Origin of the sequence: Neobacillus drentensis, from assembly GCF_021560175.1 — a bacterium.
Classification (GTDB): domain Bacteria; phylum Bacillota; class Bacilli; order Bacillales; family Cytobacillaceae; genus Neobacillus; species Neobacillus drentensis_A.
Genome location: NZ_CP091110.1, coordinates 2,782,919 through 2,798,854 on the forward strand (window position 1 = coordinate 2,782,919; position 15,936 = coordinate 2,798,854).

General features: G+C 38.4%; 13 protein-coding genes and 1 pseudogene. 11 read left to right on the forward strand and 3 right to left on the reverse strand.

The window, feature by feature from the left end:
• Positions 1-116 precede the first annotated feature (116 nt).
• On the reverse strand, positions 117-1,943 hold the full coding sequence (locus tag L1999_RS12905) for an APC family permease (RefSeq protein WP_235743910.1): 1,827 nt from the start codon (positions 1,941-1,943) through the stop codon (positions 117-119).
• A 185-nt stretch (positions 1,944-2,128) separates the two neighbouring features.
• Positions 2,129-3,640 carry an MDR family MFS transporter gene (locus L1999_RS12910; protein ID WP_235743911.1) on the reverse strand — a complete coding sequence of 504 codons (1,512 nt, stop codon included), beginning with the start codon at positions 3,638-3,640 and terminating at the stop codon, positions 2,129-2,131.
• A 158-nt stretch (positions 3,641-3,798) separates the two neighbouring features.
• On the opposite strand from L1999_RS12910, the gene L1999_RS12915 reads away from it, so the two are divergent.
• Both L1999_RS12915 and L1999_RS12920 read left to right on the forward strand, forming a co-directional pair.
• Positions 3,799-4,230, forward strand: coding sequence for a MarR family winged helix-turn-helix transcriptional regulator (locus L1999_RS12915; RefSeq protein ID WP_235743912.1), 432 nt, complete (start codon positions 3,799-3,801; stop codon positions 4,228-4,230).
• Between the two features lie 230 nt (positions 4,231-4,460).
• Positions 4,461-5,441: an NADPH:quinone reductase gene (locus L1999_RS12920; RefSeq protein ID WP_235743913.1), complete on the forward strand. Its 981-nt coding sequence runs from the start codon at positions 4,461-4,463 to the stop codon at positions 5,439-5,441.
• Positions 5,442-5,511: 70 nt separating this feature from the next.
• On the opposite strand, the gene hcp is transcribed toward L1999_RS12920, so the two are convergent.
• The gene (hcp, locus tag L1999_RS12925) at positions 5,512-7,185 is read right to left on the reverse strand and encodes a hydroxylamine reductase (protein ID WP_235744337.1); all 1,674 of its coding nucleotides are present in this window, start codon (positions 7,183-7,185) and stop codon (positions 5,512-5,514) included.
• A 433-nt stretch (positions 7,186-7,618) separates the two neighbouring features.
• On the opposite strand from hcp, the gene ccmA reads away from it, so the two are divergent.
• From ccmA to L1999_RS12970, 9 genes and pseudogenes are all read left to right on the forward strand, one after another.
• The gene (ccmA, locus tag L1999_RS12930; protein ID WP_235743914.1) at positions 7,619-8,521 is read left to right on the forward strand and encodes a heme ABC exporter ATP-binding protein CcmA; all 903 of its coding nucleotides are present in this window, start codon (positions 7,619-7,621) and stop codon (positions 8,519-8,521) included.
• Complete coding sequence (locus L1999_RS12935) at positions 8,521-9,348, forward strand: ABC transporter permease subunit (RefSeq protein ID WP_235743915.1); 828 nt, start codon at positions 8,521-8,523, stop codon at positions 9,346-9,348. Before ccmA ends, L1999_RS12935 begins: the two co-directional genes overlap by 1 nt.
• A gap of 184 nt (positions 9,349-9,532) precedes the next feature.
• Entirely contained in the window at positions 9,533-10,846 is a 1,314-nt protein-coding gene (locus L1999_RS12940; RefSeq protein WP_235743916.1) for a TrkH family potassium uptake protein, read from the forward strand.
• Positions 10,847-10,861: 15 nt separating this feature from the next.
• Complete coding sequence (locus tag L1999_RS12945) at positions 10,862-11,515, forward strand: potassium channel family protein (RefSeq protein ID WP_235743917.1); 654 nt, start codon at positions 10,862-10,864, stop codon at positions 11,513-11,515.
• Between the two features lie 233 nt (positions 11,516-11,748).
• Positions 11,749-12,171, forward strand: coding sequence for a collagen-like protein (locus tag L1999_RS12950; RefSeq protein ID WP_235743918.1), 423 nt, complete (start codon positions 11,749-11,751; stop codon positions 12,169-12,171).
• Positions 12,172-12,410: 239 nt separating this feature from the next.
• Positions 12,411-12,977 carry a tyrosine-type recombinase/integrase gene (locus L1999_RS12955; protein ID WP_235743919.1) on the forward strand — a complete coding sequence of 189 codons (567 nt, stop codon included), beginning with the start codon at positions 12,411-12,413 and terminating at the stop codon, positions 12,975-12,977.
• 31 nt (positions 12,978-13,008) lie between these two features.
• Positions 13,009-13,881, forward strand: coding sequence for a YitT family protein (locus L1999_RS12960; protein WP_235743920.1), 873 nt, complete (start codon positions 13,009-13,011; stop codon positions 13,879-13,881).
• 304 nt (positions 13,882-14,185) lie between these two features.
• Positions 14,186-14,788 (forward strand): annotated as a pseudogene (locus tag L1999_RS12965) (IS607 family transposase).
• On the forward strand, positions 14,785-15,930 hold the full coding sequence (locus tag L1999_RS12970; protein ID WP_235743921.1) for an RNA-guided endonuclease InsQ/TnpB family protein: 1,146 nt from the start codon (positions 14,785-14,787) through the stop codon (positions 15,928-15,930). Before L1999_RS12965 ends, L1999_RS12970 begins: the two are co-directional and overlap by 4 nt.
• Positions 15,931-15,936 lie beyond the last annotated feature (6 nt).

Consider the following 15,936-nt stretch of genomic DNA (forward strand, 5'->3'; position numbering starts at 1 on the left):
AAAGCGGCAACTATTATCTCCAATTCTCCTAATTACCTTTGAATAAAAAAAGGGAATCCCCAAATTTATTTTTGGATTCCCTAGCACTTTGTTTTCTGCCCATCAAAGAATGCCGTTTATTTTTTTAATCGGAAGGGTACGGTTGAAACAATCACATTTTTTTGATAAATGAGGTAGAGCCGTAATAACAAGCTTGATTGGTTATGCAAGAAATCGTGCCATCTTTTCTTTGTAATAAATTGAGGAATTAATACGGTTATTGTGTACTTTTGTTCATTCGCCTTTTCCTCAACGATTTCGATAAAGCGTGCAATTGGTCGTAATAAACTTCTGTAGGATGTATACAAAGTCACAAGACGAATATCTGGCTGCCATTCCATCCACGTATCCTCCATTTGTTTCTCACTCTCACGGTCAAAAGCTACATAAACGGCAATAACGGAGTCACCAATTATCTTCGCATAGTTTAATGAGTTTTCGACAACCTTAGAAATCCCCGCAACCGGGACAATAACAATGTTACCCTCTAACGGTAGAGCTTCATCACCCGCAGTAATCCTAAGTTGTTCACCAACGGCATCATAATGCCTTTTAATCCGATGGCACACAAAGACAATAATCGGTAAGAAGATGAGAATATACCAGACTTGAGAAAATTTTGTGATAAAGAAAATGATCACAACCGTGAAAGTAATCAGTGCGCCAATTAGATTTATGGTCATTTTCCATTGCCAGCCAGAAGGTCTCTCTCGAATCCATTTCACAATCATACCCGTTTGTGACAGGGTGAAAGGGATAAATACACCTACTGCGTAAAGGGGAATAAGTTGTTCTGTCGCTCCTTCAAAGATGATAATCAATAGAATGGATGCCACACTTAGCGTAAGGATTCCATTTGAATAGCCTAGTCGATCCCCGCGGTTTAGGAACATTCTCGGTATATACTTGTCGGTCGCGAAGTTAACCGCTAACATAGGGAAAGTAGAAAATCCTGTATTTGCAGCAAGTACCAAAATAAGAGCTGTAGTTCCCTGGATAAAGTAATATAGGAAATTTCTTCCGAAAATTTTAGATGCCATCTGGGAAACAACGGTTTCATCTGCTTTGGGAGAAATCCCAAGCCAATAGGCTAAAAACATCGTGCCCGTGAAAAGAACCGCTAAAATGCCCCCCATGATCATTAACGTATGAACGGCATTTTTAGCTTCAGGTTCCTTGAAATTTGGAACAGCATTTGAAACAGCCTCTACTCCTGTAAGTGCCGAGCAGCCTGATGAAAAGGCGCGCAACAGGAAAAATAAACTAATCCCAGGAACAGCCGTCCCGATTGGTGTATGTAAATGGGATGGAATATGACCGCTAACAATTTGCCACAGTCCAACTCCAATCAAAAGGACTAACGCCAGGACAAAGATATAGACGGGATAGGCGAGAACAGATGCAGATTCCGTAATACCTCTGAGGTTTAAAATCGTAATCAAAATAACTAAGAAGGAAGCGATAACCACATTATAGGGATGTAATAGTGGAAATGCCGATGTTATGGCATCGGTTCCGGCTGAAACACTTACGGCGACTGTTAAGATGTAATCGACTAATAATGAACTGCCTGCTACAAGGCCTGCATTTTTCCCCAAGTTACTTTTCGAGACAACATAGGCACCCCCGCCATGAGGATATGCGTAGATGATTTGACGATAGGATAAAATGAGTGCAGCTAAAAGGACGAGGACACCTACTCCAATCGGAACCGAATACCAGAGGGCAATAAGACCTAAAGTGGATAGCACAATGATGATTTGTTCTGGACCGTATGCCACTGAGGACAAGGCATCTGATGACAGGATGGCAAGTGCTTTTAATTTACCTAATCGTTGTTCGCCTAACTCACTCGTTTTCAGCGGTTTCCCAATTAAGGCTCGTTTAAACATTGAATAACGCATAAGGTCCCCCGATGTGTAAGCATTTGAACTGCAATAAACTAACTTATAGAATTATGTTACCCGCTAAGATCTTTTAAAAATCATTTATGTCATGCAAACGAGAAAAAGAACACTAAGCTTTTAATTACGGCCCCAAAATTACAACACTGTGGAAAATAAAAGCCACCAAATTGGCGGCTTAAAACCTAATGTTGAACTTGCTTTTGATGCTCCATGACTTTCTTGTGTGAAGGAAGGAAGAAAGTCGCAATGAGGTTCGCGACCCCAATAAAAAACACGAGAATAAACACTAAGTGCATTCCATGAGCGAGCCCTTCATGGATCATTGTAATGACATTAGCAGGCAGCTTATTAATCGTTTCGGAGCTTAAGACATTACTAATATTGCCTCCGCCGCTCCAACCTCCGCCTGCATGTTCTTTCCCATAAGTAATCAAGGAGTTGTTAAAAATCGTTCCAAAGACAGCCACCCCAACCGTTTGGCCAATCGACCTAGTAAACGTGTTGGATGCAGTTGCCGCACCACGCATTTGCCAGCCTACCGCTGATTGAACGAGAACGGTGGTTGGAGTGGTCGCGTAACCCATTCCAAGACCAATCACAATCATAATTCCTACAAAATACCAATACGGGGAGTCCAGCTCCACCGCAAGCAGCCATGTGCCACCGAGGGCAATCAATACAGCACCAAGGATAGCTGTAAACTTAGAGCCAATTTTATACATATATCGGCCGGCAAAAGTAGCACCCAATGGCCATGCGATCGACATTGGCATAAGCGTAAGTCCTGAGCTCGTTGCACTGTGGCCAAGAATCGTCTGGATCCACATTGGTAAATAAACATTTACCCCAATCAGGACAGAAGCTGCTAGAAATCCAATAAGATTGGAAACGAGGATCACGGGAATCTTGAATAAGGATGGAGGAAGCATCGGTTCCTTCACCTTGGTTTCAATATAGCCAAACAGCACAATAAAGATCACCGCAACAGCAAACAGGATATAAATAGCTGTCGAATTCCATGCATATTTCTGTCCTGGGCCAGCATTTAGTAGAGCATATAATAGAGTCGAAATCCCAATTGTAAACGTAATCGCTCCAAGATAGTCAATTTTTCGGTCTTTTTTCAATTCAACGGTTTCATGGAAGAAGACAGAGATTAACACAAGTGAAACTAACCCAACCGGCAAATTTATATAGAAAATCCAACGCCAGCTGATTTGGTCTACAAAGAAGCCGCCTACCAGTGGGCCCAGAAGACCGGCAATTCCCCAGACTGCACTAAATACTCCCTGCATTTTGGCTCGTTGTTCCCCAGGGTAGAGGTCACCAATAATCGTAAAGGTTAATGGCATAACCGCACCTGCGCCAATTCCTTGAAAGGCTCTGAACCAAATTAATTGAGTCATCGTGTGTGCAGCACCTGACAACATGGAGCCTGCTACAAACAAAATAACCCCTGTGATAAAGATTTTTTTTCGGCCGAATAAATCAGATAACTTTCCGTAAATAGGGGTCGTTACCGAAGTGGTCAGGGTATAGATGGCAAATACCCAGCTGATTAATTTTAACCCGCTGAGGTCACTGACAATCCGCGGCATGGCGGTACTGACAACCGTGACATCAATCGCGACTAATAAAATCGCAACCAGCATCGCAACGGTTACCATTTTACGATTCGTTGTTGTTTTTGGCATGTTTTGTCTCCTTTATTTTTAAAAAATTAGATATAAGTCCTTCTTTTGTCAAGTTATTGACTAAACTAGTTTAAGTTATCCTTGTAACTTAGTCAACTACTTGACTAAGTTTTTTCACTGCATTAAGATAGTGATAATTTAAAGATGCGGAGGTATGTATGGAAGAAGTAAAAACAAACATAACGTTAGATTTCTTTAGGATATCCAATCTCTTAAATAGATATGGTGCAAAAATGGTTTCCGAGGTTGGACTGACTAGTATACAGCAATGGGTCATTCTTAGAACCATCATAAATAGAGTAGACATTTCTATCGGGGAACTAAAAGAAGAAATGCTTGTCACGAAACAAAATATGACCGGGATGATCAATCGTTTGCAGCAGTTAAATTTAGTTACCCTATTTCAAGACCCTGAAGATAAAAGACGAACGCGGGTGAAAATAACAGAGGAAGGAATCCATGTTTATGAGCAATTGAAATCGTTACGAAACGATTTTAATGCCCAGACTTATCATATTTACAATGATCAAGAAATAATGGTTTTAAGTGATTTACTTGGCCGGTTCGTGGAGCATTTGAAAGTAGAGTAGTCTATCAAATCACTGAAAATCATTCAAAAACTAAAACCCAGATAGCCATTAGAGCGTATTGACGTTTGACCAACCCAAAATAAGGAAACGGAGTAGTCAATAGAGCTATTAACGATCGACCATCCTACAAGCTCGTAAAAAGTGAAATTTGTGAAAATCCATAGTCCAAACCCTGATACTACAGTAAATGATAGTTTTCGATATATAATTATTACGAGGAGGTTGATAACATGAAAGCCATTCAAGTTACAGAATTTGGGGGACCAGAGAAATTAGTCTTTACTAATGTAGAGGAAGTAGCAGCAGGAAAGGGAGAGGTATGTGTTCGTTTATATGCCGCCGGCGTCAATCCGAGTGACACTTACACCTTAACAGGTACATATGCGTTTAGTATACCTCAGCTGCCCTATACCCCAGGCTTAGACGGCGCTGGGATTGTCGAGGCGATTGGGGAAGAGGTTACGAATGTTCGTGTTGGTGATCGTGTCTTTATTGCGTCCTTAATGGGAGGAAAGAGTACAGGTACATTTGCTCAAAAAGTAGTATGTGATGCAGCCTCGGTTCATCCATTACCAGAACAGGTAACCTTTGAACAAGGGGCAGCATTAGGAGTGCCTGCATTAACCGCTTATCGTGCACTATTTCAACGAGCTTTTCTGAAGCCAGGGCAAACCGTTCTGATTCATGGAGCCAGTGGCGGGGTTGGATTACAGGCTGTGCAAATGGCGAAATCCCACGGTGCTAACGTAATTGGAACGGCAAGCAGAGATGAAGGTAAAAAATTGGTGCAGCAAGCGGGTGCCGATTTTGTTATTGATCATGTGACAGAAGCAACGATTGAAGAGGTGCGAGCCTTAACAGGTGGAAAAGGACCAGATGTCATTATTGAGTTTTTAGCCAATAAGAATTTAGAAACCGATTTAAAGCTGATTGCATCATTCGGTAAAATTGTCATTATTGGAAATCGCGGCTCCATCGAAATCAATCCACGTCTTGCCATGCAAAAGGAATGTGATATTTTAGCAACCGCTCTTTGGAATGCACCAAAAGAGGAATATGAACAAAGCATTCATGGTGTCATTGGTATGCTAACGAGTGGTGCACTTCGTCCAATGATTGGGACAACTTTGCCGCTCGAGCAAGCGTCGCAGGGATTTGAACAGCTACAAAAAGGGATAGGAAATGGGAAACTTGTTTTGACAATTGACTAAGTAGTATTTAAACGAAAAAAATAAAGGGAAAGCCACTGACTTTCCCTTTATCCATCATTCTAGTCTATTATTAAACTATTGTACTTTCTTGAACCTCAATGGAGCTGTTCATGAACATTTCCAAGTCGGCTTTTGTATTGGAAATGCCGCCTACACCAAAATTCTCAATTAAGAAGTTCGTAACGTTTGGTGACAAGAAAGCAGGTAAGGTTGGACCAACGTGAATATTTTTCACACCTAGGTAAAGTAAAGATAAGAAAACAATCACCGCTTTTTGTTCGTACCATGCGATATTGTAAGATAACGGTAATTCATTTACACTTTCTAATCCAAATGCTTCTTTCAGTTTCAATGCCGTCATAACTAGAGAGTAGGAATCGTTACATTGACCGGCATCAAGGACCCTTGGAATTCCGTTGATATCACCTAAATCTAGCTTATTGTATCGATATTTTGCACAACCGGCTGTTAAAATAATTGTATCCTTTGGAAGCTCTTCAGCAAATTCTTTGTAATACGTTCTGCTCTTATGACGGCCATCACAGCCAGCCATCACAAAGAATCGTTTAATATCACCGTTTTTCACCGCATCTACCACTTGATCCGCTACTTGAGCCACTTGGTTATGCGCAAATCCTCCAACAATTTCACCTGTTTCAATTTCAACTGGCGGCTGGCATTGCTTTGCATGCTCAATTATAACGGAGAAATCTTTTGTACCATCTTCATTTTTCGGAATATAAGTTACACCGTCAACAGCAGTTGCCCCAGTTGTATACATTCTTCCTTTATAAGATGCTTTTGGTGGTACAATACAGTTGGTTGTCATTAAAATTGGACCGTTAAAGCTCTCGAATTCACGAGTTTGTTCCCACCAGGCATTTCCATAGTTACCGACAAAGTGGTCATATTTTTTGAATGCTGGGTAATAGTGTGCTGGAAGCATTTCGCTGTGTGTATACAAATCTACCCCCGTGCCTTCCGTTTGTTTTAATAACTGTTCCATATCCTTCAAGTCATGACCGCTAATTAAAATACCCGGATTTTGACGGACACCAATGTTTACCTTCGTCATTTCTGGATGGCCATAAGTGGATGTATTGGCTGTATCTAAAAGCTCCATGGCATGAACGCCGTATTTTCCGCATTCCATGGAAAGGTCAATCAATTGTTCCATACTTACAGAATCATCTGTAATCATGGCAAGTGCTTTTTGCATAAACGCATTTAGCTCTTCATTTTCATAGCAAAGGTTTGCCGCATGCTCTAAATAAGCAGCCATTCCTTTTAAACCGTAAGTCACTAACTCTCTTAATGAACGAATATCTTCATCTGTTGTCGCTAAAATACTAACTTCTTGAGAAGCAGATTTCATTTCAAGCTCATGATTGGTTTCACCATTCCAAGTGACAAAGTCGCTAGTGTTGTCTACAGTGTAGCCTGTATTTATGACGGCTGCTTTAATTTCTTCCCGGAGCTTTAATCCTTCTCTTACAGTATTAAAAAATTCATTTTTATCCCAATTTGCATTGGTGATCGTCATAAAAAGGCCATTTACGACAAACTCATCAGTTTCCCTTTGATTAATCCCAATTTGACGAGCGATTGTATTCACAATCGATACTCCTTTAATCGTGTAGATCAATAAATCTTGCATATTGGCTAAATCATCTTTTTTTCCACAGACTCCAACAACTGTACAACCTGTTCCTTTTGAGGTTTCTTGGCATTGAAAACAAAACATACTCATTGATAAATTCCTCCAGTGAATGAAATTCGATTTCTAATTCTTCTCCATTGAACACATTTTTTAAATTGAATAATTGAATAAGGATCAAAAGCGATTAACAATATAATCAGCTTATTTACATTGTCATTATAGAATCATTGATTTTAAAATTGGAGGTCTTTAGTAATCTGTTCATAAACAAGTCAAAAAGATTTGAACACTTCGTGACAAAAGGATAAGTGGGTGCGAATGTAGTTGATGAAGAATACTAAGCAAATTTGTGTTTTCATAGGATTGTTACCTTTTTGCTTATTGAACAGCTGAACATGCCTGAAGTTTAATTAATAGAAATACAATAGCCTATAAAGGTATTTAGGAATTAAATATGGAATATATAGTATGGTAAATTTTACCCAAATAAATATATCTATAAGAGGGTTCGTGAAAAATGACTAGTTTTATAAATGTAGAAGGCTTGTATAAATCATTTGGCCAGCAAACAGTATTAGAAAATGTAAACTTTCAGGTGGAAAAAGGGGAAATCATTGGGTTATTGGGCCCAAATGGCGCAGGGAAAACGACCTTTATCCGAATATTGAATGGCGTCATCAAACCCGATAAAGGGTCAATTTCATTAAACGGAATGGATTCTGCCTCAGAGGGAGATGAAATTAGAAAAATATCTGGCATTGTGACGGAAAGTGCCGGGCTGTATCACCAGATGAGCGGAAAAGAGAATCTGGAATTATTCAAGGAATTATATGGGGTAACAGATAAGAAAAGAGTAGCAGAGCTGCTCGACCTGTTTGATTTGGAAGAACATCAGGATAAACCAGTGGGAAAGTATAGTACCGGAATGAAAAAGCGGCTGGCATTGGCGAAAGCCCTGCTGCATAAACCGGACATTCTGTTTTTGGATGAACCGACAAATGGATTAGATCCTGATGGAATTCAAATGGTCATATCTTATCTAAAAAAATATAATCAGGAAACAGGGACTACGATTATCATTTGTTCACATGTCTTGCATCAGTTAGAAACAATCTGCGATTCGTTCGCTTTCATCGATAATGGGACGATCGTTGAACAAGGAACTTTACCAGAGCTAGAGGATAAATATGTTCAAAACGTCACCGTAAAAGTGGGTACGACATTTAAGCCGCAAGAAAAGCATTTTTTAGGGTTTTCATGCAAAGTGGTGGGAGCAGACATGGTAGCTTTTGATCTGCCTTCTAAAAAGGATATCCCTCAGTTGCTAAGTAACTTACTGAAGAGGGATCCTGTCTATTCGGTCATAATCATGAACAATGATTTAGAATCAATTTATTTCAGGGTTAGGGGGGATAAATAATGGGTACGTATATTAGCAAAGCTTTGATTAGAAAAGATCTTAAAGTCATCCTTAGAAGTAAAACATTGCTGGTGACCATGATTATCATCCCCATTCTATTTTCTGTCATTTTCCCATCCATTGTGTTAGGCGGTGCCTTAATTTTTGATGCCGAAAAAATGGCAGGAGAAGATGGGCGAAAACTGATTGATGCTTTTCTCTCCAGTACGGCAGGGGAAAAGGTAAATTCTTATACACTTGAGCAGCAGATTGTCTATGTTTTCATTAATTTTATGCTTCCTAACCTTTTTTTACTGGTTCCAATCATTACGGCTATGACGGTGGCCGCTAACAGCTTTGTTGGCGAGAAGGAAAATCGAACATTGGAGAGTTTATTGTTTTCTCCAATTTCTATAAAAAAATTATTTTTGAGCAAGATCGTAGCTTCCTTTATCCCGCCATTGTTTGTTTCCATCATCAGTTTTGTCATTAGCGGCATTATCATCAATTCGTTGGGATATCCTTTTTTTGGCAAGCTGATCTTCCCATCGGGTAACTGGGTGGTGTTAATTACCTGTCTTTCCCCAATGGTTATTTTGCTAACGGTGCTGCTGAATATCTTGATATCAGCGAGGGTGAAGACCTATCAGGAAGCCCAGAACCTTGGCGGTGTTATCGTGCTGCCTGTAATTGCCATGATGATTGGCCAGGTTAGTGGACTGTTTTTTCTAGGAGTTCAGTTAATCCTTCTGATATCAGTAGGAATTTTAATGGTGAATCTCGTATTATGGAGTATCATTTCAAAAAATAATGACAGGTATGTGTTATTTGAAAAGCAAATTCATTAACAGATAAAGACTCCTTTTATATTAAGAAAGGAGTTTTCTTGTTGTCCTAGGAAAGGCTCATATAACAGACAACAATATTATTATTATAGGTACAGTAATGATAAAATAAGTAAAAAACCGAAAAACTACGAACAAAACGACAAGATGAAAATACAGAAGAAGATAAAGGGGATTTTTCCAGGTTATGCTGCAAAACAAATCTACCATAAACTCATTTCGTTTGTTTTTTTTAGTATATATAGTGAGTATCATTACATTTTCAATTCTTTTGTTGTTACCCATTTCTCATAAGCAGAAGTTAGGGATACTGGATGCAATCTTTATTTCGACGAGTGCCTTGAGCGGTTCGGGGATGTCAACGATCGATATTTTAGGGGAATTTACTTGGACAGGGAAGATCATTTTAGCTGTGGAGATGCAAGCTGGAGGAATTGGGATTCTTGTTCTGATCAGTTACTTGTTTATGATGATGGGGAAAAGATTAACAATGGGAAATATGCTGCTCGTGTCTCGAGATCAAAATCAAGGCAATTTCAAATTGATTCGATCTTTAAGTTTATCGGTTTTGGTGATCTCGTTATTAGTGGAGGGTATCGGGTGTTTATTAATGTACAACGATATTCACCAAATGATTCAAAGTACAAAGGAAGCGATCTTTGTAACGATATTTCACAGTATATCGAGCTTTACCGGTAATGGTTTCGACCTATTCGGTACCGGTTTCATCTCGTTTCAGCATGATTCCCAGTTCTTATTAGTCACAGCTGCGCTTATTTTTATAGGAGGATTAGGTTATCCAACGATCGTGGAGTATTTATTTTATTTTAATAAGAGAAAGAGTTTGTTCTCTCGGATTAATTTAAAAATGCACAGTTCTTTACTAGTAATTGGTGCGGTCCTCTTTTTGGCTTTGGAATACAATCATGGATTCTCTCACATATCTTGGATAGACAAGCTATCGAATGCCATCTTTTTCTCAGCTTCTTCTCGAAGTGCGGGATTTGTATCGGTAGACCTTAGTCAAATGACGATGGCTTCTTTATTAGTTTTAATGGTTTTAATGTACATAGGGGGAGCTTCGTCCAGTCCTTCCGGGGGAATTCGCTTAACCACATTTGCAGTTCTGTTAGCTAAAATGAAAGCTATTATTAAGTCAGAAGAGGACACCGTGATTGGGAAAAAGGCCATTTCAGAAGAGGCAGTGAACAATTCAATATTAATAGCCATAGGCTTTATGACTTTGATTGTGGTATCGACTATTTTTCTCGCGTTAACTCAAACCGAAAGCTTAGAAATTATCTTATTAGAGGTTGTTTCGGCTGTTACTACAACCGGAATCTCATTAGGATTAACTTCCCATTTAACGGTGTTGTCCAAAATCGTCTTAATTATTTTGATGTTAGTCGGAAGGATCGGTATTTTTACATTGATTTATTTCGTATTTAACTTTGAAAAAACAAAATCTAGATATTTGAAAGAAGATTTACCAGTTGGGTAATAGGGGGGAATTTAGATGAAACAATATTTAGTGATTGGTGCTGGTAGATTTGGCAGTGGGATTGTTAAGGAACTTTACACTCATAAATGCGAAGTGGTAGTAGTCGACCAAAATGAAAAGATTCTCGATGATATTGAACCATTTACAACGCACGCGATTGTGGGGGATTTGAGAGAAAATGATGTATTGGATGAACTAGTGATCAGCGATTTTGATGCTGTGTTTGTAGCAGTTGGTACGGACGCTTTTTCGGCGATTTTAATTACAAAGAAGCTTACAGAGCGGAATGCGAAAAAAATTATTGCAAAAGCGAACAATAAAGAAATAGGCGAAATTTTAATGAGTTTAGGTGCTGATCGTGTCATTTATCCTGAAGAAGAAGCGGGGATCAAAATAGCACGTCAAGAATTGATGGCGGGTTTAAAAGAATATCTGGAAATATCAAAAAATGTTACTGCGATCGAGATAGAGGTACCAGAACAAATGATTGGATATTCATTGAGCAGTTTGGACTTTTCTAGAAAATATGGACTTACAGTCTCCTTTCTTATTCGAGATGGAGAGCCTGTATTCTCTCACTTTGCAGAAATTCCTTTTCAAAATGGAGATTATTTCTTTATCATTGGAGAAAACACGAACATAAACAAATTTAAAAAGAAATTTTTATAGACCTAACAAGGGCAAAGTATTCATAGAATTCCTCTTCGTTCATTTCAGATTGGCGTTCCTAACACTTAACCATTACAACACTTCTGTTGCTATTAGAAATACATTTCTGAAGCTTGCTAGGTACAGTCCGTAACAAATGGGCAGTTATTAACTTTCGAATAAGCTTCACAAAAGAACAGTACAACATACTAATACTTTAGAGATCTATTTAAGATTAGGTGGTGTTCTTTTAAATGTATAATCAGACAGTAAATTCCTATATAACTTATGATCAGCAAATGGAACGTCAATTTCCTAGTTTACCAATGCCCTCTTTACCAGGACTACCGGGTTTACCAGGTTTACCTGGTCCTGGTTTATCGGGACCACCAGGTTTTCCAGGTGTACCCGGATCACAAATGCCACAAGCTCCAACTGCTCCTCCTCCACCATTTATTCCGCAACAAGCAGTTGCTTCACCATTTGCGGTTGATCCAGGAGCAATTAGGTTGTGCCAGTTCCGTAATACTTTTATTTGGCTGAACAATGGTGAAGCGTTTTGGTTTTATCCTATTTTTGTAGGTCCAAGATCGGTTGCTGGTTTTAGATGGAATGGGTGGTCCTGGATGATTTTTGGTATTGATACAAGGAGAATTATGTCGTTTACGTGTTTTTAAATACAATAATTTTCGAGGGCGATTCCTGCAAGGGGAATTGCCTTTTATTTTTTGTGAAATTTTTACTAATAGCTTCTATTCTTTTCGTGCATTTTGATAAAAATCTGGATGTATAAAAGTATACTTGCTGATTAAATTTCAGAAGATAAATAAATCAGTATTTCACAAGCGTATGGTTTGAATGTTACTCAATTATAAATTAAACTTAAATTAAGTAACATTGAAGGAGTAATGATAAGTTGGAAACAGTTGATGCACTTAGAGACCTAGAACAAATCAATTCCATGAAAGAACACCTAAAAAAACAATCCTACCGGGATTATTTATTGTTTGTGGTTGGAATTAATACAGGTCTAAAAATATCTGAACTGCTGTTGATTAAGGTACAGGAACTTTTTAATAGTGAAGGAGAAATCAAGGATTTCTATCATTACTCAGAAATGGAGAGTGAAAGGAGGAAAACCGTATTTTTAAATAACAAAGTGAAGGAAGCTGTAGTCTCATACTTAAATCAAGTCAACAGAGAAGAACAGATGTATTTATTCCAATCACGTAAGTTTAAACAACCGATAACGCGGCAACAGGCCTATCGAATTATTCATGAAGCTGCAGTAAAAGTAGGCATAGAAGAGAAAATTGGGACGAATTCACTGGCAAAGACGTTTGGATTTCATGCGTTCAAACAAGGTGTCTCGATTGCCCTTTTACAAAAACACTTTAACCATTCTACACCAGCAGAGACTCTGAAGTTTTTAGGGATCACGAAAGAAGACGTGATTACCACTCAAATCGATGTAAATTTATAAGTTCTAAAACACAATGGAAGAGAGGAATTTGATGGAGACAAACAAAATACATAAACCAAATAAACTAAAATTGATCCTGCGAGGATTAATGGTCATTATCGGGGGATTTATCGCTGCCTATGGACTAGAAACGGTCCTGATTCCAAACAACGTATCGGATGGGGGAGTGACGGGTCTTAGTATCGTTGGTTCAGAACTATTTGATTTACCATTAGGCGTTCTAATTGCCATTATAAACGTTCCTTTTATCTGGTTAGGGTATCAACAAATTGGAAAAAGCTTTGCCCTATTTTCAATCATCGGAATTGCTTCACTAGCGGTTGGTACACTCCTCTTTCACCATACTCCAGCTATTATTGATGGGGATACATTGTTAATTACCGTTGTTGGCGGGATTATCCTTGGAGTTGGGATGGGCTTAGCTTTGCGTAATGGCGGTGCATTAGATGGTATTGATATGCTTGCCGTACTTCTATCTCGGAAATTACCGTTTGGTACCAGTGATCTGATTCTTTTCTTAAACATATTTGTGTTTATTTTCGTTGCAATTGTATTTGGTCTGCAAGGAGCGATTCTTTCGGCCATCGCTTACTTTATTGCTTCGAAAGTCATTCACATTGTCGAAGAAGGTCTAAGTGGTTCGAAAGGCTTTCAAATTATCACCACTCAACCCGAAATACTGGTAGAGACTATCCGGGATCGGTTAGGTCGAAGTGCAACGTATAAAGAAGCTTATGGCGGTTTCTCCCATGAAAAATTTAAAGAAATTACCTGTGTCATTAACCGATTAGAGGAAACTAAACTAAAGGAAATCATCAATGAAATAGACCCAAGAGCCTTTGTTACCGTTTATGATGTAGCAGAAGTGAAGGGCGGTAATTTTAGAAAGCATAATATTCATTGAACTAGCTGCCATAAATTTGGCGGTTTTTTTTTATCTAACTAACGGTTGAACGTAATTTATCACCTAACTTTTACTTTCCTTCACCCATAAACTAAACCGAAGAAGAATATTTCCGATACTTGCCTGTGTATTTATCACACACCTGCATGAGGGGGCAAATCATATGATACATTAGGCTTTGAATTCATAGTGATTCAATTACTGCAATTGGGAGAGATGCTTTTTTCATAAAAGGAACCTCAGGAGATATTTAACAGTGACTTAAAACACATACAAATTTCTTCAAAAGTAATAAAATTAAAATATGGAAAAAATATACAAACCGATAGAGTGTGCGTCTATAGTGGGCGTAAGTGTCATTACCCTTCACCGATGGGCTAATGAAGGTAAATTGGTCGCCTATCGAAACCCTAAAGGAAGAAGGTACTATACCGAAACGCAGGATCTTGAATACAGGGGGATTCCAAAGGAAAATAAAGTAGGTAAGACGATCATTTATGCGAGAGTATCCAACCGCAATCAGAAAAAAGATTTAGAAAACCAAATTGAATTTTTAAGGAATTTTGCCAATTCCAAGGGATGGATTGTGGATGAGATCCTGAACGATATTGGGAGTGGACTAAATTATAAGCGAAAGAAATGGAATGAATTGCTCGACTGGGTTCAAAAGCGAGAAATCAAAACTGTTCTTATCTCTCATAAAGATCGGTTTGTACGTTTCGGATTTGAATGGTTTGAAGGTCTTTTGCAAAAATGTGGAGTGGAAATGGTTATTGTGAACAATGAAACCGACTCTCCCAAAAGAAGAACCCGTTTAGGACTTAATTTCAATTATTCATGTTCTTTCTTGTCGTATTTGTGTTTAAGAAAATACAAAAAGAAATTGAAAGAAGTTAATGAGTTATGAAAAGGGCCTATAAAACTGAAATTGAATTGACTTCCAATCAAGCAGAGAAAGTGACCCAAACGATAGGGGTTTGCCGCTATGTTTACAACTTATATCTGGAAAGAAATCATGAGCTTTACGAAAAAGAACAGAAATTTATAAGTGGATTTGATTTTTCTAAATGGCTTAATAATATCTATACCAAAGAAAACGACCCTTGGATCAAGAAAGTATCTAGTAAAGCAGTAAAACAAGCGATTATGAATGGCGAAAAAGCATTTAGAAACTTTTTTGAAGGGAAAGCAAAATTTCCACGATTCAAAAAGAAAAAGAATCAAGATGTGAAAGCTTATTTTCCAAAGAACAATAAAACAGATTGGACAATCGAACGCCATCGGGTTAAGATTCCTACCCTGGGGTGGATTAAGCTGAAGGAATTCGGTTATATTCCAACAAATTTCAAAGTTATAAGCGGAACGGTTTCGCAAAAAGCAGGACGATATTATGTATCGGTTTTATGTGAAGTGGTGCCTAAAGAAAAGACAATCAACAACAATGATGGAATTGGAATCGATGTAGGCATAAAGAATTTTGCAGTTTGCAGTAATGCGGATATATATAGGAATATAAACCTTTCACCCAGAAATACGAAGCTAGAAAAAGGCTTAAAACGTCAGCAGCGAAAGCTTAGCCGGAAATATGAAAACAAAAAGAAAGGTGGTGAATCCTGCTATAAAAACATTGAAAAACAAGTAAAGGTGATTCAAAAAATACATGCTAGATTAACCCATATTCGAAAAGAATATGTCCGTGATGTCGTAACCCGAGTGGTGAAAGCCAAACCCTCATACATTACGATTGAAGATTTGAACATCAAAGGCATGTTAAAGAACAAACATCTTGCCGATCGCGTTAGAAAACAAAATTTCTATTATTTCCGCACATGCTTGGAACAAAAATGCAAGCAGAATGGGATTGAATTGCGACTCGTAGGTCGATTCTTTCCATCTTCTAAACTTTGTTCTTGCTGTGGGCACAAGAAAGTGAGCCTGTCCTTATCTGAGAGGATTTTCATTTGTGACCAATGTGGAATCGAAATAGAAAGAGATTTTAATGCGAGTTTAAATCTGAGATATGCCATGGACTATACCATTATCACTTAACGGTAA